17 protein-coding genes are annotated in these 19,334 nt (G+C 67.3%); 12 read left to right on the top strand and 5 right to left on the bottom strand.

The genetic code is table 11. The features are described from left to right. The first annotated feature begins 28 nt into the window (after window positions 1–28). Entirely contained in the window at window positions 29–1,411 is a 1,383-nt protein-coding gene (locus CUR96_RS01110) for an aspartate aminotransferase family protein (RefSeq protein WP_102191449.1), read from the top strand. 264 nt (window positions 1,412–1,675) lie between these two features. Here CUR96_RS01110 and CUR96_RS01115 read toward each other — a convergent pair whose 3' ends face one another. Next, window positions 1,676–2,668 carry a hypothetical protein gene (locus tag CUR96_RS01115; protein ID WP_146008101.1) on the bottom strand — a complete coding sequence of 331 codons (993 nt, stop codon included), beginning with the start codon at window positions 2,666–2,668 and terminating at the stop codon, window positions 1,676–1,678. A gap of 297 nt (window positions 2,669–2,965) precedes the next feature. Between CUR96_RS01115 and CUR96_RS01120 the strand changes: the two genes are divergently transcribed. Continuing rightward, complete coding sequence (locus CUR96_RS01120) at window positions 2,966–4,432, top strand: carboxylesterase/lipase family protein (RefSeq protein WP_102191451.1); 1,467 nt, start codon at window positions 2,966–2,968, stop codon at window positions 4,430–4,432. 44 nt (window positions 4,433–4,476) lie between these two features. Here CUR96_RS01120 and CUR96_RS01125 read toward each other — a convergent pair whose 3' ends face one another. Continuing rightward, window positions 4,477–5,469: a LacI family DNA-binding transcriptional regulator gene (locus CUR96_RS01125; protein WP_102191452.1), complete on the bottom strand. Its 993-nt coding sequence runs from the start codon at window positions 5,467–5,469 to the stop codon at window positions 4,477–4,479. Between the two features lie 111 nt (window positions 5,470–5,580). Between CUR96_RS01125 and CUR96_RS01130 the strand changes: the two genes are divergently transcribed. From CUR96_RS01130 to CUR96_RS01160, 7 genes are all read left to right on the top strand, one after another. Continuing rightward, a complete protein-coding gene (locus tag CUR96_RS01130) occupies window positions 5,581–6,711 on the top strand; it encodes a Gfo/Idh/MocA family protein (protein ID WP_102191453.1) in 1,131 nt (376 codons plus the stop codon). Continuing rightward, window positions 6,708–7,436 (top strand): cupin domain-containing protein, encoded by a 729-nt coding sequence (locus tag CUR96_RS01135; protein WP_102191454.1) that lies wholly within the window; start codon window positions 6,708–6,710, stop codon window positions 7,434–7,436. The genes CUR96_RS01130 and CUR96_RS01135 overlap by 4 nt, the downstream gene beginning before the upstream one ends. Further along, window positions 7,433–8,494 carry a Gfo/Idh/MocA family protein gene (locus CUR96_RS01140; protein ID WP_102191455.1) on the top strand — a complete coding sequence of 354 codons (1,062 nt, stop codon included), beginning with the start codon at window positions 7,433–7,435 and terminating at the stop codon, window positions 8,492–8,494. The genes CUR96_RS01135 and CUR96_RS01140 overlap by 4 nt, the downstream gene beginning before the upstream one ends. Window positions 8,495–8,650: 156 nt before the next feature. Next, the gene (locus CUR96_RS01145; protein ID WP_245861053.1) at window positions 8,651–9,583 is read left to right on the top strand and encodes an ABC transporter permease; all 933 of its coding nucleotides are present in this window, start codon (window positions 8,651–8,653) and stop codon (window positions 9,581–9,583) included. Next, window positions 9,577–10,509, top strand: coding sequence for a carbohydrate ABC transporter permease (locus tag CUR96_RS01150; protein ID WP_102191457.1), 933 nt, complete (start codon window positions 9,577–9,579; stop codon window positions 10,507–10,509). Before CUR96_RS01145 ends, CUR96_RS01150 begins: the two co-directional genes overlap by 7 nt. Window positions 10,510–10,566: 57 nt before the next feature. Beyond that, window positions 10,567–12,237, top strand: a complete 1,671-nt coding sequence (locus CUR96_RS01155) for an extracellular solute-binding protein (protein ID WP_102191458.1) — start codon at window positions 10,567–10,569, stop codon at window positions 12,235–12,237. 66 nt (window positions 12,238–12,303) lie between these two features. Next, window positions 12,304–13,026, top strand: a complete 723-nt coding sequence (locus CUR96_RS01160; protein ID WP_102191459.1) for a glycosyl transferase — start codon at window positions 12,304–12,306, stop codon at window positions 13,024–13,026. Here CUR96_RS01160 and CUR96_RS01165 read toward each other — a convergent pair. The 3 genes from CUR96_RS01165 to CUR96_RS01175 are packed head-to-tail and all read right to left on the bottom strand — an operon-like array spanning window position 13,023 to window position 15,932. Continuing rightward, the gene (locus CUR96_RS01165; RefSeq protein ID WP_245861049.1) at window positions 13,023–14,012 is read right to left on the bottom strand and encodes a DNA-methyltransferase; all 990 of its coding nucleotides are present in this window, start codon (window positions 14,010–14,012) and stop codon (window positions 13,023–13,025) included. The genes CUR96_RS01160 and CUR96_RS01165 overlap by 4 nt on opposite strands. After that, the gene (locus tag CUR96_RS01170) at window positions 13,991–15,040 is read right to left on the bottom strand and encodes a lipoyl protein ligase domain-containing protein (protein ID WP_102191460.1); all 1,050 of its coding nucleotides are present in this window, start codon (window positions 15,038–15,040) and stop codon (window positions 13,991–13,993) included. The genes CUR96_RS01165 and CUR96_RS01170 overlap by 22 nt, the downstream gene beginning before the upstream one ends. 34 nt (window positions 15,041–15,074) lie before the next feature. Beyond that, a complete protein-coding gene (locus CUR96_RS01175; RefSeq protein WP_102191461.1) occupies window positions 15,075–15,932 on the bottom strand; it encodes an alpha/beta fold hydrolase in 858 nt (285 codons plus the stop codon). Between the two features lie 218 nt (window positions 15,933–16,150). Between CUR96_RS01175 and CUR96_RS01180 the strand changes: the two genes are divergently transcribed. The 3 genes from CUR96_RS01180 to CUR96_RS01190 are packed head-to-tail and all read left to right on the top strand — an operon-like array spanning window position 16,151 to window position 19,325. Continuing rightward, complete coding sequence (locus tag CUR96_RS01180; RefSeq protein WP_102191462.1) at window positions 16,151–17,131, top strand: ABC transporter permease; 981 nt, start codon at window positions 16,151–16,153, stop codon at window positions 17,129–17,131. Continuing rightward, window positions 17,131–17,808 carry a YesL family protein gene (locus CUR96_RS01185; protein ID WP_102191463.1) on the top strand — a complete coding sequence of 226 codons (678 nt, stop codon included), beginning with the start codon at window positions 17,131–17,133 and terminating at the stop codon, window positions 17,806–17,808. The genes CUR96_RS01180 and CUR96_RS01185 overlap by 1 nt, the downstream gene beginning before the upstream one ends. Next, on the top strand, window positions 17,805–19,325 hold the full coding sequence (locus CUR96_RS01190; RefSeq protein WP_102191464.1) for an extracellular solute-binding protein: 1,521 nt from the start codon (window positions 17,805–17,807) through the stop codon (window positions 19,323–19,325). Before CUR96_RS01185 ends, CUR96_RS01190 begins: the two co-directional genes overlap by 4 nt. The last annotated feature ends 9 nt before the right edge of the window (window positions 19,326–19,334 follow it).

Below are 19,334 nucleotides of genomic sequence, written 5' to 3' on the forward strand. Positions count from 1 at the left end.
GCAGCATCCGATTCCAGAGGAGTCACCCATGAACTTCACCGACCGGCAGGGCACCGCTCACGCTCTCCCCGCCCCGGATGCCGAGGCGCAGGTGCGCGCGGACGACCGCGGCCACGTCTTCCACTCCTGGAGCGCGCAGGCGCTCATCGATCCCCTGCCCGTCGCCGGCGGCGAGGGTTCGACCTTCTGGGACTACGCCGGCAATGTCTACCTCGACTTCTCCAGCCAGCTGGTGAACCTGAACCTCGGGCATCAGCATCCCGATCTGGTCTCCGCGATCCAGCTGCAGGCCGGCCGTCTCGCGACGATCCAGCCTGCTCTCGCCAACGACGTGCGCGGGGAGCTCGCCCGCCGCATCGCCGAGGTGGCCCCCGAGGGCCTCGAGAAGGTGTTCTTCACGAACGGCGGCGCCGAGGCGAACGAGTACGCCGTGCGGATGGCACGCCAGGTCACCGGCCGCCGCAAGGTGCTGTCGATGTACCGCAGCTACCACGGGTCGACGTCGACGGCGATCTCGATGACCGGCGACCCACGGCGCTGGGCCAACGACCCGAGCGACATCGCGACCGTGCGCTTCTTCGGCCCGTACCTGTACCGCTCGGCGTTCCACTCCTCGACGATCGAGGAGGAGTCGCAGCGCGCCCTGGAGCACCTCGAGCAGACGATCCTGCTGGAGGGCCCGGGCACCATCGCGGCGATCATCATCGAGACCGTCGTCGGCACGAACGGCGTGCTGGTGCCGCCGCCCGGCTACCTGCAGGGTGTCCGCGAGCTGTGCGATCGCCACGGCATCCTGTACATCGCCGATGAGGTCATGGTCGGCTTCGGGCGCCTCGGTGAGTGGTTCGGCATCGACGCGTTCGATGCTCGTCCCGATCTGATCACCTTCGCGAAGGGCGTGAACTCGGGATACGTGCCGCTCGGCGGCGTCGTGATCTCTTCCGAGGTCGCAGCGCACTTCGACCGGACGCCGTTCCCGGGCGGGCTCACCTACTCGGGGCATCCGCTCGCCTGCGCCGCAGGTGTCGCGACGTTCGAGGTGTTCGAACGCGACGGCATCCTGGAGCGGGTGCGGGACCTCGGAGCCCGTGTCGTCGAGCCGACCCTGGAGGGCTGGCTGGAGAAGCACCCTTCGGTCGGAGACGTTCGAGGACGCGGCCTGTTCTGGGCCGTCGAGCTCGTGCGCGACCAGGAGACCCGCGAGCCACTGGTGCCGTTCAACGCCAGCGGCGCGGATGCTGCGCCGATGGCCGAGTTCGCGGCGGCGGCGAAGCGGGGTGGCGTCTGGCCCTTCACCCACTTCAACCGGATGCACGTCGCGCCGCCACTCGTGATCTCCGAGGAGGATCTGGTCCGCGGGCTGAGTGTGCTCGACGAGGCGCTGACCGTCGCGGACGGGCACGTGGGCTGAGCGCCGGGGTTGGTCCGAGCCCTGACTCGGTGATCCTCCGGGAGTACCTCCAACCCTCTTCGGGTGGCACCTGTTGCCGGTAAGAGACGCGCTTTCCGACAACAGGTGCCACTCCAACTCGAAGTCACGGGCTTCGAGTGGCGCCTACGGCCGGAATAGGGCGCGGATTCCGTCACGAGGTGCCACCTCAGCCCAGAGCCCAAGCTCAGAACTGCCAAGCAAGGTGCGCTCCGACCCCACCGCGCGACGGAGAGGAACGTCCGCTCAGGGACGCCAGCCATGGCGCATCAGCGCTGCGCGAACCATCTCCGTCGCACGCGGATTCGGCCCGCGGATGTGCGATGACGTGAGCCGCACGAGCTCCCAGCCGTCGGCGATGTACGCGGCATACTTCTCGATGTCGCGGTTCCACTGAGTCTTCGACGTGCGGTGATGATCGCCCTCGATCTCGACCAGAACCCGAAGATCTCGATAGACGATCTCGGTGATGCCGAGAAGACGTCCGCTCGATTCGCGGATCTGCACGTCGAGTTCGGGTTCGGGGAGGCCCGCCGTTTCAGCATCCAGCCGATACTCGGTCTCCAAGGGCGACGCACTCCCGACGCGAATCGATGTGATGGCTTCTCGAAGTCTGTGCAGCCCCGGCCTGCGTCCGGCATCGACCGCTGCGTGCAGCTGCGCCGTCGTGCCGAGCGCCGCCGTCGACTGCGGACGTCCCCACGAATCACGGGGAACGTGCACGATGGCATCGCCGACCACGACCAGTTCTCGAACGGAGAGCTCCGAAGCGAGCATCGCCCAGGTCGATGCCGGACTCGCGACTCGCAGCCCGTCGATCTCCCGGATCGACACCAGCCCTGGAGCGACTTTGCGGCCCCGGATACCCCGCCGCCGTGGGGCGCGATGCGGGGCGCACACACCGACCTCCAGTTCCTCAGGCGGGTCGAGCGGCAGCCCGTGCAGCACGCCGGCGGTGCGCCCGACGAAGAACGCATGCGAGACCATGAGCGGTCGATACTCGCGAGCGCGCCGCAGCAATGCCTTCCGCTGCGCTCGGTCGCGGGCGAATGGAGTCGCGTCGGCGTCGGATTGCTCCTCCTCAAGGGGTCTCTCCGGCCGAACGACCATCAACCCGCGGTACGGATGCTCGAGGTCTCGTGCCCGCAGGCGTCGAGCGGTGACGCCGGCGGCACGGGCCTGCGTCGGGGTGAACATCGCCCCGAGCTCGGTCGGCAAAGGACGTGGTCGTCGAGTCATCCACCGAGTGTGCGACATCCCGACACCCACCGATTGCCGTCTTCCAGCGTCTGTACACAACTCCTCAGATGGTGAGCTCGTGCAGAACGAGTGCAGCATCCGCTCGGGTGGCACCTCCTGCCGTTCTGGCCTGCCCAGACCGACCATAGGCACCACCCGAACCAACCCCGCACGCCTCGAGGTGGCACCTCCGGTCGGAATCACCACCACACACCGACCACGAGTGCCACCCGAGAGGTGCGGGCGCAGGGCCGGCGGAGCATTCCGGCGCCTCCTCACCCCGATACCCTGAAGCGCATGGTGATTGACGCCCCGATCGTGCAGACCTCCGCCGGCCCGGTCCGCGGATTCTGGCGCGAGGAGCTCGACCGGCCGTCGGCGGCGTTCCTCGGCATTCCGTTCGCACAGCCGCCCGTGGGAGAGCTGCGGTTCGCCGCACCGGTGCCGCCCGAGCCGTGGACAGACGTGCGCGATGCGACGGGGTACGGCGCGACGGCGCTCCGGCATGATCCGGGCGGCACGCTCATTCCGGAACCGGCGATCCCGGGAGACGGCACGCTCAACGTCAACGTGTTCACGCCGGACGCCGAAGGCTCGCTCCCCGTGCTGGTCTGGATCCACGGCGGCGGCTATACCGCGGGATCCCCGGCGAGCCCGTGGTACGACGGCCGGGCGTTCAACCGCGATGGTGTCGTGACGGTGACGATCTCGTACCGGCTGGGGTTCGACGGCTTCGGCTGGATCGACGGCGCACCGCACAACCGCGGCGTGCGCGACTGGCTCGCCGCGCTCGAATGGGTGCGTCAGAACATCGCGGCTTTCGGCGGCGACCCGGACCGCGTCACAGTCGGCGGGCAGTCCGCGGGCGGCGGGGCGGTGCTCACACTGCTCGGGATGCCGACGGCGCAGCACCTGTTCCGCTCGGCGTTCGCCGTCTCTGCCGCCCTCGCCGACGTTCCGGTGGACATCGCCCGCCAGCGCGCCGAGCGCCTCGCGGCGCTGACCGGCGTCGCGCCCACCCTCGAGGAACTCCGTACGGTGCCTGAGGAGCGCATCCACGCGCTGCAGCGCAAGGCCGAGAGCGCCAAACGCGGCATCGGCCTCCTCACCGACCTCATCGAGCAGGGTTCCCCCTGGGGGCCGATGGTCGACGGCGACCTGGTGCGCGTTCCGACGCTCGAATCGCTGCGTTCGGGAATCGGCGGCGACAAGCCGCTGCTCCTCGGCGCGGCCGACGACGAGTTCACGATGGTCGCCGAGGCCGAGGAGTCGAAGCTGCGGCTGATCCCGCCGGGACTACTGCTGCGCCCCTTCCTCCGCGACCGCGAGGTCCGTCACGCATACCTCGAGGCCAATGCGGAACAGCGAGCGAAGGGTACCGCGGCTGTGGCCGGCCGTTACGTCAGCGACCACATCTTCCGGGTCGTCGTTCCCGGTGCCGCGGAGGCCAGGGCGTCGACCGAGGCGCCGACCTGGGCGTACCGCTTCTCCTGGGTGTCGCCGGCGAAAGGCTGGGCGTGTCACTGCCTCGACGTGCCGTTCTGGTTCGACGGTCTCGACCTCGAGCGGGTGCACGACCTCGCCGGGGACGCACCGCCGCAGAGCCTCGCCGACGAGATGCACTCCGCCGCGGTCGCGTTCGTGAGCGATGCCGATCCGGGCTGGCCGGCCTGGCGCACTCAGCCGGGAACGTCGCGCGTGTTCGGCGGCTCCGGGCCCGAGATCAGCGAGACCGCGTACGACAGCACGCTCGCGCTGCTCTGACGATTCCTGCGACTCGAGGCATCGCAGCCGCCGAGCGCCCGCGGTCATCGCGTGCGCGGCGCGCCGATCGACTCGCGCCAGACGACCCTGTGGAAGTCCGTCGGCCGCTCGGGCGGCGTCTCTTTCCGAAGAGCGGCGATCAGACGGCGCATCGAATAGTCACCGAGACGCTCACGATCCTGCACGACACTCGTCAGCGACGGAACCAGGAGCGCGCTCATGCCGACGTCGTCCCACCCCGTCACGCTCAGGTCACCGGGAACAGACCAGCCGCGCAGCGTGGCGGCCCGGATGGCGCCGGCGGCGACGTAGTCGTTGGGGGCGATCAGCGCGAGAGGCAGAGCGCCGTCCGGCAGCGAATCCACGGCGTCCAGGCCCGCGCGGCCGCTCCAGTCGCCCTCGATCACGCCGAGGGACTCGAGACCGAGCCGCTCGACGGTGGCGACGTAGGCATCACGGCGCGCCACCGCGGCCGGGAAATCGAGAGGACCGGTGACATGCAGGAAGCGCCGATGGCCGAGCTCCGCGAGTCTTTCCATCAGCTCGACGATCGGCTGCGCATCCGTGAGCTCACCCGTCACGTGCATCATGTCGTCGAACTCCGACACCGACAGCACGACCGGCGCACCGTCGCCGTCCGCCGGCGGAGCCGGAAGCGGTGTGAACGAGAGGAAGCCCTCGTACTGACGACCGTCGATCAGCTCGGCGAGGCGCGACGCACGCTCCACCGGGTCGTCGGGAAGACTCACGACCTCGACGACGAACCCTGCCTTCTCGGCGGCGGAGGTCGCACCCCGCAGAAGTGAGAACGGGCTCAGCGCACCCACCGGGATCACGACGGCCAGCCGCCCGGTCCGGCGGGTGCGCATGGCGCGCGCAGCGAGGTTGGGACGGTAGTTCAGCGTGGCCGCCGCACTCAGCACGCGCTCGCGAGTCGCATCCGAGATGCCGTCACGACCGGTGTACACGAACGAGACCGTCGACTGCGACACACCCGCGAGCCGTGCGACATCTCGGCTGGTCGGACGTTGATCCATTTCTTCTCACTGACTTTTCGAAACTTCAGAAAACGCTTGACGGACGGAGCCCGTTCCGTCGATAGTACCTACTACGTCTTAGTACTACGTATTAGCAGATGCGAGGAAGCAATGCTCAGAATCGGAATCATCGGAACCGGCGGGATCGCCGACGCCCACATCAACGGGTATCTGGCCTTCTCCGGCCAGTGCGAGATCGTGGCTCTCGCCGACGTCGTCCCCGGCAAGGCGGCGCAGAAGGCCCAGGACTCCGGCCTCTCCGCCGCCATCGGCTACGACGACCCGCTCCGGATGATCGCCGACGCACGCCTGGACCTCGTGAGCATCGCGACACCGCCGTCCACGCACGCCGCCCTCGCGATCGCCGCCCTCGAGGCCGGCATCCACGTGCTCGTCGAGAAGCCGATGGCGCCCTCGCTCGAGGAATGCGATGCGATGCTCGCCGCGCAGCAGCGCTCGGGGAAGCTGCTCTCCGTCGTGGCGCAGAATCGCTTCCGCGACGACCTCGCGACGTTGAAGGCCGTGGTCGACTCCGGCCTGCTCGGCAGCATCTCGCACGTGCGCGTCGACTCGGCCTGGTGGCGCGGCTCGGCGTACTACGACCTGTGGTGGCGCGGCACCTGGGAGAAGGAGGGCGGCGGTTGCACGCTCAACCACGCCATCCATCACATCGATCTGCTCCTCTGGCTGCTGGGCACGCCCACCGAGATCACCGCCATGCTCGCCAACGCGCAGCACGACAACAGCGAGGTGGAAGACCTCTCGGTCGCGGTGCTCCGTTACGAGCGCGGCCTCGCGCAGCTGACCAGCTCTGTCGTGCACCACGGCGAGGAGCAGCAGATCGTCATCCAGGGCGCACGTGCACGCGTCTCGCAGCCGTGGAGCGTGAAGGCGGAACGCGCCGACGAAGGCGGCTTCCCCGCCAAGGGCGGTGACCCCGAACTCGTCGCCGCCATCGAGGCACTCGCCGCCACCAGGGAACCGCTCGTGCATCACGGACACCAGGGGCAGATCGGCGATCTGCTCTCCGCCATCATCGATGGCCGAGCACCGATCGCTGACGGTCGAGACGGCCGGAACGCGATCGAGGTCGTCACCGCGATCTACAAGGCCGGCATCGAGCATGAACTCGTCTCGCTCCCGCTGAGGGCGGATGACCACTACTATCGCGCCGGTCACCTCGTCGCCCATGCGCCGCGCCTCAACGAGATGCGACGACCGCTCGTCGAGGTCGTGGCATGAGCGCGTCAACCTTCCCCGGCGGCACCTCGCTGTCGCACCTCGACGTCTATCAGGACGCGGCCCCGGACGGCATCTGCGGGGGCACACCGCACATGCACCTCGTCTCGACCGAGGCCTACGTCGTGGTGTCCGGCACGGGCGCGCTCCAGACCATCGACGGCGCAGGGTTCCGCGAGACCCCTCTCGTGCCCGGTTCCGTGGTGTGGTTCACACCGGGCACGATCCACCGCGCCGTGAACAGGGGCGATCTCAAGGTCGTCGTGCTCATGAGCAATGCCGGGCTCCCCGAAGCGGGCGATGCGGTCATGACCTTCCCTGCCGAAATCGTCTCGGACGCCGCCGCCTATGCGGAAGCGATCTCCATAGGCGATCTCGAGGGGCGCGCGGCGCGGGCATCGCGGCGCCGAGACCTTGCGGTTGCCGGGTTCGAGGCACTTCGCGACGCGGTGCTCGCGGGCGAACGCCGCCCCCTCGAGACCTTCCACATCGCCGCCGGAGCCCTCGTCCGTGATCGCGCGGCCGGCTGGGCAGACCTCATCCGCGAGCGACCGCTCGCGCAGGCCGAGCGGTCGCTGGAGCTCGCCGACGCCATCGCCGGCGGAGATCTCAGCCACCTCGGCGAGGCGAGGCTCCGGCAGGCGCTGCCGTCCGCCGGCGAACGCGGCTTCGGCATGTGCGGTCGCCTGCGCACCTACGACGTGACCGATCAGGAGAATGCACCATGAACCACCCTTTCACGTTCGACGCGCTTCCAGAGGCCGTGGTCGCACCGGATGAGTTCTGCTTCGCCGCGGTCGGTCTCGACCACGCGCACATCTATGGCATGACCGACGGACTTCTCGGAGCCGGCGCCGGCGTCACCTGGGTCTTCGATCAGGATGCGGCGAAGGCCACCGCGTTCGCGGAGCGGTACCCGAGCGCACGCATCGCGTCCTCGGAACAGGAGATCCTCGAAGATCCGGCCGTGCACCTCGTCGCCACCGCCGCGATCGCATCCGAGCGAGCACCCGTCGCATTGCGGGCGATCGAAGCCGGCAAGGACGCCTTCGTCGACAAGGCGCCGCTGACGACCTTCGCGCAGCTCGAGGCGGCGCGCGAGGCGACGGCGCGCACCGGCAGGAAGTACGCCGTCTACTACGGCGAGCGCCTGCACACGGAGTCGGCGGTGCTGGCCGATCAGCTCATCCGGCGGGGCGCGATCGGCCGGGTGCTGCAGGTCGCCTCATTCGGACCGCACCGAGTGGGCAAGGGGCGCCCGGCATGGTTCTTCGACCCTGCGCAGTACGGCGGCATCCTCTGCGACATCGGAAGCCACAACTTCGACCAGATCCTCCACTACACCGGCGCGACGGACGGGCGTGTCGCCAGCTCGGCCGTCGCGAACTACGCCCACCCCGACACCCCCGGTCTGCAGGACTTCGGCGACGCCCACGTCATCCTCGACAACGGTGCATCCGGGTACGTGCGCGTCGACTGGTTCACCCCCGACGGGCTCGGCGTGTTCGGCGACGGGCGCACGATCATCCTCGGCACCGAGGGATACATCGAGCTGCGCAAGTACATCGACATCGGCACCGACAACGGCGGCGGGCAGGTCCTGCTGGTGAACCAGGAGGACCAGTACCGGTTCAACTCGAACGGGATGACGGGCTTCCCCTACTTCGGACAACTCATCCGCGACTGCATCGACCGCACGGAAACCGCGATGACCCAGGCGCACGCCTTCAAGGCTGCGGAGCTGAGCCTGCAGGCTCAGGCCGCGGCGGAGGTTCTCTCGCCCTAGACGACGACTGCGCGCACGCGCAGATCACTCTCTCGAGATCCACAAGGAGGTGGAGCTGAATTGCCTGAAACCGTCGAAGCACCTCTGTCCATCAGAGGCTCCGCTCAGCCGTCCAGTGAGACACGGCTGATCACGACCGCTCGCCCGCCGCGGCGCCTGTTCCGCCGCGATCGGACCCCGCGTGCCACACAGAGCTGGCGTCGCGCGCTGGCCAGGGATTGGCGGATCTACACGTTCCTGCTGGTGCCGATCCTGTTCCTGCTGATCTTCCGTTACATCCCGATGCTCGGGAACATCATCGCCTTCCGGCGGTTCCGCCCAGGGGGATCGATCTTCGGCGACGAGTGGGTGGGGTTCTACTACTTCGAAGCCTTCATCACGAACCAGCAGTTCTGGACCGTGTTCTGGAACACGGTGATCCTCGGCGGATTCACCCTCCTGATCTGCTTCCCGCTGCCGATCATCCTGGCCCTGATGCTCAACGAGCTGCGCTCACGCAGGTTCAAGCGCCTCGTTCAGACGATCTCGTATCTGCCGCACTTCATGTCGATCGTCATCGTCGCAGGACTCGTGCTGCAGCTGACCTCGCTCAACGGGACGATCAATCAGGCGGTCGAGGCTCTCGGCGCCGACCCGGTGCCCTTCATGCAGCGACCGGAGTGGTTCCGCACGATCTATGTGTCCTCCGAGGCGTGGCAGACCGTGGGCTGGGGCACGATCCTCTACCTGGCGGCGCTCACGACGATCGACGATCAGCTCTACGAGGCCTCGCGCATCGATGGCGCCAACCGCTGGCAGCAGACCTGGCACATCACGCTCCCCGGCATCCGCCCGACCATGATGGTCCTGCTCATCCTGAACATCGGCTCCTTCATGTCGGTCGGATTCGAGAAGGTGCTGCTGCTGCAGAACCCGCTCATCTACTCGACAGCCGATGTCATCTCGACCTACCTCTACCGCGTCGGCATCCAGTCCGCCCAGTTCTCCTACGGAACCGCCATCGGACTCTTCGAGGCGCTCATCGGTCTCGTACTCGTGCTGTTCGCGAACCTCATCTCCCGTCGACTGGTTGGAACCTCGCTATGGTGACCGAAGCCCTCCCGCACAAGCCCGATATCGTGCACGTCCGCAAGGAGACGGGCGTCATCCGCGAGTCTCTCGGCTACCGCTCCTTCCGCGTCGTCAACGCGATCTGTCTCGTCCTGATCTGCGCCGCCACGCTCTACCCCTTCGTCAACCTCATCGCGAAGGCGTTCTCGTCGGAGGGATACATCGCCGCCGGGGAGGTGAACCTGATCCCCCGGGGATTCAACATCGACACGTTCCGCGCCGTACTGGGCGACGGCCTGTTCTGGACCAACTACGGCAACACGTTCCTCTACACGGTGATCGGCACGATCATCGCCATGGCGATCACGACCACCTACGCGTACGCGCTCAGCAAACCCCATCTGAAGGGGCGCTCGTTCTTCGTCGGCATCGCGGTGTTCACCATGTTCTTCGGCGGCGGGCTCATCCCGAACTACATCCTGATCGCCAACTACCTCGACTGGCGGAACAGCCTCTGGGCTGTGGTGGTGCCCGGGGCGCTCAGCGTGTTCAATCTGCTCGTCATGAAATCCTTCTTCGAGAACTTCCCCACCGAACTCGAAGAGGCGGCGGCGATCGACGGCCTGTCGACGTACGGGATCTTCCTGCGGATCGTCCTGCCGCTGTCGAAAGCGGTGCTCGCCACGATGACCCTGTTCTACGCGGTCGGCCTGTGGAACTCATGGTTCAGCGCCTTCCTGTTCATGGACGACAAGTCGCTCTTCCCAGTCACGATCTACCTGCGCAACCTCATCGCCGCCGCCACCGGGACGCAGGAGATCACCGGGGGCGGTGAAGCCGTCCAGATCGCCTCCAACATCCAGGCGGTGACGATGCTGCTCAGCGTCCTGCCGATCATCTGCCTGTATCCGTTCATCCAGCGCTACTTCGTCTCGGGCGTCATGCTCGGGTCGGTCAAGGGCTGATGCCCGCACTCATCGAACCCCACCATCGAAACAACGTTGTTCCCGAAGGAGAGAACCATGACAATCACCCACAACCGGATCGCGGGCGTGGCAGGCATCGCCGTCTTCGCCCTCGCCCTGGCTGCATGCTCCGGTCCGCCGAGCGAGGAGGCGGCCGCCGAGGACGGCGGCGTGACCATCGGTGAGGCGCAGTCCGTCGGTGCGATGGAGGACTATGACGTCGGCGACACGTTCAAGGCGACCGAGCCCGTCGAGTTCTCACTCATGTACCGCGACCACCCGAACTATCCCGTCCAGGACGACTGGTCGATCTTCGAGCACCTCGAGCAGGACCACAACGTCACCTTCTCGCGCACCGACATCCCGATGGCCGACTTCGATCAGAAGAAGTCCCTGCTCATCGGCAGTGGCGAGGCGACCGACATCGTCTCGGTGAGCTACGCGGGCACCGAGGCGCAGTTCGTCTCGGGCGGATCCATCCTGCCGGTGTCGGACTACTTCGACTACATGCCGAACTTCAGGCAGAAGATCGACGAGTGGGAGCTCACGGCCGACCTCGAGACGCGTCGCCAGGACGACGGCAAGATCTACCACCTGCCCGGTCTGCGCGAGGTGCCCGACATGCAGTACTCCGTCGTGATCCGCGAGGATCTCTGGGAGAAGGCGGGCATCACGGAGGACCCGGCGACCTGGGACGAGTTCCTCGAGCAGCTCGAGAAGGTCCAGGCGGCGAACCCCGACCTCGACTACGCCATGTCGGACCGCTGGACGGATGCCACGACCCTGGGGTCCCTTCTCTCGGTGATGGGACCCAACTACGGCACCGCCGCCGGATGGGGCTACTCCAACACGTGGTACGACCGGGATGCCGAGAAGTACGTCTTCACCGGAACCTCCGACGAGTACAGGGAGGTCGTCTCGGCGGCCGCCGAACTCGTCGAGACCGGTGTGCTCGACCCGGAGGTCACGCAGAGCGACGACCAGGCCGTGCAGAAATTCGTCTCCGGGCGTTCGGCCGCGATCTCGGGCAACACGCAGGCTCTCTCCGAGTACCGCACCAAGCTCGCCGACGCGGGCAGGGGCGACGTCCCGATCCGGCTGATCGACGTCCCCGGAGGGCCGGCGGGGTCGAACATCGGAAGCGGGCGCTTCACATCCGGGCTGATGCTCAGCAGCGACACGGCCGAGAAGCCCTACTTCAAGGCGCTGCTGCAGTTCGTCGACTGGCTCTACTACTCCGACGAGGGACTCGAGTTCGCGCAGTGGGGGGTCGAGGGCGAAACCTTCACGAAGGATGCTGACGGCACCCGCGTTCTCAACCCGGACATCGCCTGGAGCTCCATCAACGCGGGAGCTCCGAAGCTCCTGAACGCGGACTACGGCTACAGCAACGGCGTCTTCCTCCTCGCGAACGGCTCTTCCCGAGACCTGGTGCTCTCGATGATGACCGAGGACATCGCGGAATGGACCGAGCGGCAGCTCGCCGCGAAGGAGCAGTTGAAGACGCCTCCCGCGCCGTTGCTGAACGAGCTCGAACTCGAGCAGACCTCGCTGCTGCAGACGCAGCTCTCCGACGCGGTGCAGGCTGCGACGGCCGGGTTCATCACCGGTCAGCGCTCGATCGAAGACGACTGGGACGCATACGTCTCCGAAATCGAAGGCCTCGGCGCCGATCAGCTCATCGACACCATCAACACCGCGCTCGAGCGCGGACGCAGCAAGGAATGAGCGGATGCGGGGCCGGGTACGCCCGGCCCCGCATCCGGCCCGCATCCATCTGACAGAGGAGAGCAAGTGAGCATCCAGCACCGAACGCACGTCGACGACGAGATCGGGCGAGGTCCGCTCTCCCGTGCCGCCGCCGTGGTCTATCGCGTGCTCGTGCTCGAGGTGCAGCTCGTGCTCGCCTCTGCACCGGCCATCGTCGCGATCCTGACGCTCGATCGCGACGCGTCGAATCTGCCGCTGTTCGTCCTGACCCTCCTCCCGCTCGCGCCCGCGCTCGTGGCCGGAGTCGCCGCGTTCCGAGCAGCGGCTGTCCATCCCGACCTCTCCCCCGGGCGGCACTTCTTCCGCGCGTACCGGCGCGACGTGCTCACGACCTTGATCTGGGCGGTGCCGGCGCACCTCGCCCTGGCGCTCCTGACGTTCAACCTCGTCCACCTCGATGCCGTCGACGGCGGCGGCGCGGTGCGCCCCCTTCTCCTGGTCGCCGCTGCGCTCATCGTGATGTGGAGCGGCCACATGCTCGTCCTCACCGCGGGGTTCCGCTTCCGCACGCGAGACGCCGCGCGCATCGCGCTCGCGCAGCTGCTGCCGCAGTGGCGATTCTCACTGGGCGTGCTCGCGCTGCTGGTCGTCTCGGCCTTCATCGTGCTGGCCGCGTCCGAGCTCGTCCTCCTGCTCGCGCTCTGGGCGTTCGTCGCCCTGATCGCGCTGATGGCCCGCCCCGTGTTCGACGATGTGACGACGAGGTTCACAGTGCCCGGTCCCGCAGCACCGGATTCTGCTCGCTAGCCTCCGAGCGCCGTCACCTCGGCGTGCGGCATCCGCTCGCGCATCACCCGGATCGCCTCGGGGTTGTCGTCGACGAGCACGGCGTCGCGCCCGAGAGCCGATGCGACCGCTCCTGTCGTGCCGCTGCCGGCGAAGAGGTCGAGCACCCGGTCGCCCGGGCGGCTGGACGCGCGCACGATCCGCCGCAGGATGCCCTCCGGCTTCTGCGTCGGATAGCCGGTCTTCTCGCGGCCGGTCGTCGGCACGATCGTGTGCCACCAGACGTCGGTCGGCAGCTTGCCGCGTGCCGCCTTCTCAGCCGTGACAAGGCCCGGCGCCATGTACGGCTCACGATCGATGTCGTCGGAGTTGAACACGTACTCGCGCGGATTCTTGACGTAGACGAGGATCGTGTCGTGCTTCGTCGGCCAGCGCCGCCGCGACTTGGCACCGTAGTCGTAGGCCCAGATGAGCTCGTTGAGGAAGCAGTCGCGTCCGAAGACGGCATCCAGCATCACCTTCGCGTAGTGCGCCTCCCGGTAGTCGAGGTGCAGGTAGAGCGTGCCGTCGTCCGCGAGCAGCCGCCACGCCTCCTCGAGCCGCGGCATCAGGAACGCGCCGTAGTCGTCGAACCGGTCGTCGTATGTGCGCAGCATGCCGCGCACCCGCTCGTAGGCGTGACCGTGGAAGCCGTGCCGGACTTCGCTCGCGGCCGGTTCCGGTTCAGAATTCAGGACATCCGACCCGGTGACCGGTGTTTCATCGCGATCCGCACCCGGTTCGGCGGCTTCTTCCTGAATGGTGAACGCCCGGCGGGCGGTGACGATCTGCCGCTCCTGCGCCCGGCCGGTGTTGAACGGGGGGTCGAGGTAGACGAGGGTGAACGATGCCGACGGCAGGCCGCGAGCAGCCGCGAGGTTGTCGCCCTCGATGATCGAGACGGCGCCGATCGCCGGCCCTTCGACGGGCTCGGGAACCGGAAGCGTCACGGCACCCGCTGCAGCCACGCCTCGGTGGCGAACTTCGACTCCACCAGAGCCTCGGCATCGGCCAGTTCGTCGGTCGCGACCGCGCCGTCCTCGGCGCCGGTCAGCGAACGGAAGGTGTCCTTGAAACGCTCGATGATCTCGGCGCGGCTGAGTCCGGTCTGACTGCGCAGCGGGTCGACGCGCTTCGCGGCAGACGTCGTGCCCTTGTCGCTGAGCTTCTCACGGCCGATGCGCAGCACCTCGGTCATCGTCTGACCGTCGATGTCGTACGAGAGGGTGGCGTGGTGCAGCACGCCGCCGTTGGCGAGGCGCTTCTGCGCGGCTCCGCCGATCTTGCCCGTGGGGCTCGCGATGTCGTTGAGCGGCTGATAGACCGCGTCGATGCCGAGCGAGCGCAGCGCCTGCAGCACCCAGTCGTCGAGGAAGGCATAGGAATCGGCGAACGTCATGCCCGCCACGAGCGATGCCGGAACGTACAGCGAGTAGGTGATGATCTGCCCCGCGGCCATCATCATCGCGCCGCCGCCGGAGATGCGGCGGACGACGTCGAAGCCGTGCCGGGCTGCGCCCTCGGGGTCGACCTCGTTGCGGTACGACTGGAACGAGCCGATCACGACGGCAGACTGATCCCACTCCCAGATCCGCAGGGTGGGGCGCCGACGGCCTTCACCGACCCGCGCGGTGAGGACCTCGTCGAGGGCGAGGTTCATCCGCGGCGAGACCGCCTGGTCGTGCACGATCTCCCAGTCGAAGTCGCGCCAACCGGGTGCGGTGACCAGGGCGCGGCGCACCGCGGTGCCGACGGCGTCCGGAGTGAATCCGAGCAGCTGCGCTCCGTCCGGGAGCGCCTGCCGGACGGCGGCGGCGATCGCCGTGGCATCCGTCTCCACCGGCAGCCCCGTCACCGCCGCGTTGATGTCGTCGAGCGCCGTGTCGGGTTCGAGGAAGAAATCGCCGGCGAGGCGGAACCGGGCGATGGCTCCGTTCTCGACCTCGAGGTCGACGACGACGAGCTTTCCACCAGGGACCTTGTATTCACCGTGCACCGGTCCAGCTTAAGGCGCGGTCTGGCGGGGGCGGTCAATCCCGACGGGGGATGTGCGTGTCCAGCCAGGACAGCACGTCGGCGCGCACCTCGTCCTGCTGCAGATCGTTGAAGATCTCGTGCCGCGCATCGGGATAGACCAGCGTCGTCACGTCGGTGAGTCCGCTGCGGGTGCGGTACTCGGCGGCCAGCTTGTGCACGCTGCGCGGGCCGCCGACCGGATCGTCGCGCCCGACGAGCAGCAGCATCGGGAAGTCGCGGCCGAGGTCCTTCGCGGGACGGCCGTACAGCTTCGCGGCCTCGACCAGGCCGAACAGCTTCAGAAGCGGCACATCCGTGGTGAGCGGATCCTCATCGAAGGCCGCCCAGACGGCCGGATCGCGCGAGAGCCACTCGAAGCCGGTGGCCTCCGCTCCCTTCCAGCGCGCGTTCAGCGGCGCCGGGTTCATCATGGTCGGCGTGCGCAGGGCTGAGCCGGAGAGGATGACGGCATCCCACGCCTCGGGATGCTCGTTGACGAGCATCTGCGCCAGGAACGAGCCCCAGGAATGTCCGAGCAGAACGAGCGGCAGGTCGGGATTCTCGGTGCGGATGATGCCCGTGAGCTGCCAGATCGCGTCCTTCGCCGCGTGCAGGCCGCCCTTGCCCAGACGCCCCAGGTTCGCCGGGCCCCCGTGCTGACGGATGCCGGTGCGCCCGTGTCCGCGGTGGTCGTCGGCGTAGACGACGAACCCGGCGGCGGTGAGGGCGCCGATCAGCGCCGGGTAGCGGCCTGCGTGCTCGCCGACTCCGTGCAGCAACTGCACCACGCCCCGGGGCGTGCCCTGTGCGGGGTGCACGTCGTAGACGATGGCGATGCCGTGAGCATCCGTGAATTCGGCTGTGCGTCCCATGTCGACGAGTCTACGGATGCCGAGGTCGGGCTTCAGCGACGGGGCGAATCCGCCGTCCTGAAACGACGGTTGATGCCGGTCGCATCCCGTGCTACTCTCGGGAAACCGGTTACTGGAGGAAGCGTTTTCTCACTGCAGCAAACCGTCCCGGACTCGATGTTGAGGGCAGGAAGAGGCACACCGATGGCGACCGAGATCGCGACGATACGGACGCGCGCATGACCGTTCTGGCCGCGGCGCCGGACGTGCAGCCCGACCACTCGACCAGCGCTGATGTCGTGCCGCCGCTGCGTCGACGCCCCTGGTGGCAGAGCATCTGGCGCCAGAAGGCGCTGTACCTGATGGCTCTGCCCGGCATCGCGTACTTCCTCCTCTTCAAGTACGTGCCCATGGCCGGCCTCGTCATCGCCTTCCAGGACTACTCGCCGTTCCGCGGCATCTGGAACAGCCCCTGGGTCGGCTTCGAGCACTTCATCCGGTTCTTCACCGAAGACACCTTCCTGATGCTGCTGACCAACACGGTCGTGGTCTCGATGCTGCTGCTGATCTTCTCGTTCCCGGTGCCCATCATCCTGGCGCTCATGCTGAACGAGGTGCGCACCAAGATGTTCCAGCGCAGCGTGCAGACCGTGATCTACCTGCCCCATTTCATGTCCTGGGTGATCGTCGTCTCCCTGTTCTACGTACTGCTGACGACCGATGGCGGCAGCATCAACAATCTGCTCGCCGCCTGGGGTTTCGCGGAGATCCCGTTCCTGACCGACCCGGCCTGGCTGCGCCCGCTCTACACGATCCAGGAGATCTGGAAAACCGCCGGCTGGGGAACGATCATCTACCTGGCCGCGATGACCGCCGTCGACCTGCAGCTGTATGAAGCCGCCGAGATCGACGGCGCCGGACGCTGGCGGCAGACCTGGCACATCACTCTCCCGGCGATCCGCCCGACCATCGTCGTGATGTTCATCCTGTCGATCGGCGACTTCCTCGAGCTCGGCTTCGAGCACATGTTCCTGCTGCTGAACTCGCTCAACCGCGACGTCGGCGAGATCTTCGACACCTACGTGTACACCGCGGGCATCCAGAACGGTCAGCTCAGTTACGCGACGGCGGTCGGACTCTTCAAGGGCCTGGTCGGCCTGCTCCTGGTGGTCGCGGCCAACAATCTCGCCAAGAAGGTCGGCGAAGAGGGAGTGTACTGATGTTCTCCTTCGAGGGCTTCATGCGGATCAATCTGTTCCTGCGCAACGTCTACCGGGTCGCGTATCTCAACATCCTGTGGCTGATCGGCACGCTCGCCGGCCTCGTCGTGTTCGGCATCGGACCCGCCTCGTACGCGATGGCGGCCTACATCGATCGCTGGTTCCGCCACGGCGAGACGCCGCCGGTGACCCGCGCGTTCATCGCCCACTTCCGCGCCCAGTTCTGGCGCGCGGCGGCGATGGGCTGGATCCTCACGGCCGTGACGCTGATCACGGTGACCAACATCTTCTCGGCCGGCGACTGGCTGCTGCAATTCGCCAATGTCATCGCGCTGGTCGTCGTCGGCATCGTCACCGCATACGTGTTCCCCGTCATGGCGGCGACCGACGTCCGCGGCATCGTGCGACCGATCACGTCGGCACTGCTCATCGGCGTCGGCTCGCTGCAGTGGACGATCGTGGCGAGCGCCACGGTCGCCGGCACCGTGTGGGTGCTGTACGCCTTCGCATTCCCCGTGCTCGTGCTGTTCGGCGTCGGCATCCCGGCCGCGGCCGTCGGCTTCGTCACCCGCATCGCCTTCGGCCGGCTGGCCGAGGAGGCCACCCCTGCTTCACCCCCCAGGGCGCGCGGCACCGCGACGCCCCGTCTCCATGTTGCGAGAGGAACCACAGAATGAGGAATCACAGCAGAGTCGGAATCGTCGTCGCTTCCGTCGCCGTCGCATCGCTCGCACTCACCGCGTGCGGCTCAGGCGGCGGGGAAGAGCCGAGCGGCGACTCTCCCGCCACCACAGCGAAGAGCGTCACCTGGATGGCGATGCTGCACACGCCGACCACCCCCGAATCCGACGGTCCGATCCAGACGGCGCTCGAGGAGCACACCGGCACCGATATCGAGTTCCAGTGGGTGCCCGACGCGTCCAAGGACGAGAAGATCAATGCCGCGCTCGCGTCCGACTCCCTCGCCGACATCACCTCGCTGACCAACGTCACGAACACCTCGGTGCGCCAGGCGCTGAAGTCGGGACAGTTCTGGGATGTCGAGGAGTACCTGAAGGACTACCCGAATCTGTCGAAGATCGATGAGAAGACCATCGCCTCGGCTCGCGTCGACGGGCACCTGTACGGAGTGCCCTTCCAGAAGCCGGTCGCGCGTTACGGCGTGCTGGTGCGCCAGGACTGGCTCGACAACCTGGGCCTGGAGACGCCGCACACGATCGAAGAGCTCGGGGAGGTCGCCGTGGCGTTCGCGACCGAGGACCCGGACGGAAACGGCCAGGACGACACCACGGGCTTCATCGACCGGCTGGAGAGCTTCAGGCTGGGCTTCAAGTCCCTCGCCGGCTACTTCGGCGCCGGCAACAACTTCGTCGTCACGGATGACGACGAGGTGATCCCGACGTTCCAGACCGACGAGTTCAAGGACGCCATGGAGTGGTACCGCGGCCTCTACGAGCAGGGGGCGGTGAACAGCGAGTTCGTCACCATGCAGAAGCAGAACCAGATCGACGCCATCGCGCAGGGCAAGGGCGGCATCGTCGTCACCGGCCTGTTCGAGACGAAGAACTACATGAATCTCGCCACGAGTGCCGATCCGAACACGCCGATGGAGTGGGCGCTGATCAACGACATCACGTTCGACGACGTGCCGCGGCGCATCCTGTCCGACACCAACGGCGGCTTCGGCGGCTGGCTCGCGATCTCGACGACCAGGGTGAAGGACGAGGCAGAACTGAAGTCCATCCTCGCGTTCATCGACAAGATGCTCGACGAAGAGGCGTTCGCGCTGATGACCAACGGCATCGAGGACGAGCACTACACCGTCGACGCCGACGGCGTCGTGACCATCGCCGACCAGCCCAAGTGGGAGCAGGAGGTCCAGCCGTACAACTCCTCGCGCCCGTCCGACAACGTCACGACGTTCAAGAGCAGCAGCCCGTATGTCGATGAGGGCAACGAGAAGATCGAGGAGAACGCCGAGTTCGCGGTGATCGACCCGACCCTGCCGCTCTCCTCCGACGCATTCGACCAGAGCTGGTCGACGATCCTGCAAGGCGCGAACGACGCGTACAACAAGTACATGGTCGGTCAGCTCGACATGAAGGGCTACGAGGACGCGATCGAGAAGCTGCAGGGACAGGGCCTCGACACGATCATCGAAGAGCTCAGCGCCTCGTACGAAGAGACCAAGTGAGATGAGCGG

The organism is Microbacterium aurantiacum, assembly GCF_002872075.1.
Lineage (GTDB): Bacteria > Actinomycetota > Actinomycetes > Actinomycetales > Microbacteriaceae > Microbacterium > Microbacterium aurantiacum_A.

Excerpts from the sequence above, each read along its gene's own strand:
- CUR96_RS01110 (WP_102191449.1), top strand. The coding sequence starts at position 29 with ATGAACTTCACCGACCGGCAGGGCACCGCTCACGCTCTCCCCGCCCCG.
- CUR96_RS01115 (WP_146008101.1), bottom strand. The coding sequence starts at position 2,668 with ATGACTCGACGACCACGTCCTTTGCCGACCGAGCTCGGGGCGATGTTC.
- CUR96_RS01120 (WP_102191451.1), top strand. The coding sequence starts at position 2,966 with ATGGTGATTGACGCCCCGATCGTGCAGACCTCCGCCGGCCCGGTCCGC.
- CUR96_RS01125 (WP_102191452.1), bottom strand. The coding sequence starts at position 5,469 with ATGGATCAACGTCCGACCAGCCGAGATGTCGCACGGCTCGCGGGTGTG.
- CUR96_RS01130 (WP_102191453.1), top strand. The coding sequence starts at position 5,581 with ATGCTCAGAATCGGAATCATCGGAACCGGCGGGATCGCCGACGCCCAC.
- CUR96_RS01135 (WP_102191454.1), top strand. The coding sequence starts at position 6,708 with ATGAGCGCGTCAACCTTCCCCGGCGGCACCTCGCTGTCGCACCTCGAC.
- CUR96_RS01140 (WP_102191455.1), top strand. The coding sequence starts at position 7,433 with ATGAACCACCCTTTCACGTTCGACGCGCTTCCAGAGGCCGTGGTCGCA.
- CUR96_RS01150 (WP_102191457.1), top strand. The coding sequence starts at position 9,577 with ATGGTGACCGAAGCCCTCCCGCACAAGCCCGATATCGTGCACGTCCGC.
- CUR96_RS01155 (WP_102191458.1), top strand. The coding sequence starts at position 10,567 with ATGACAATCACCCACAACCGGATCGCGGGCGTGGCAGGCATCGCCGTC.
- CUR96_RS01175 (WP_102191461.1), bottom strand. The coding sequence starts at position 15,932 with ATGGGACGCACAGCCGAATTCACGGATGCTCACGGCATCGCCATCGTC.
- CUR96_RS01180 (WP_102191462.1), top strand. The coding sequence starts at position 16,151 with ATGACCGTTCTGGCCGCGGCGCCGGACGTGCAGCCCGACCACTCGACC.
- CUR96_RS01185 (WP_102191463.1), top strand. The coding sequence starts at position 17,131 with ATGTTCTCCTTCGAGGGCTTCATGCGGATCAATCTGTTCCTGCGCAAC.
- CUR96_RS01190 (WP_102191464.1), top strand. The coding sequence starts at position 17,805 with ATGAGGAATCACAGCAGAGTCGGAATCGTCGTCGCTTCCGTCGCCGTC.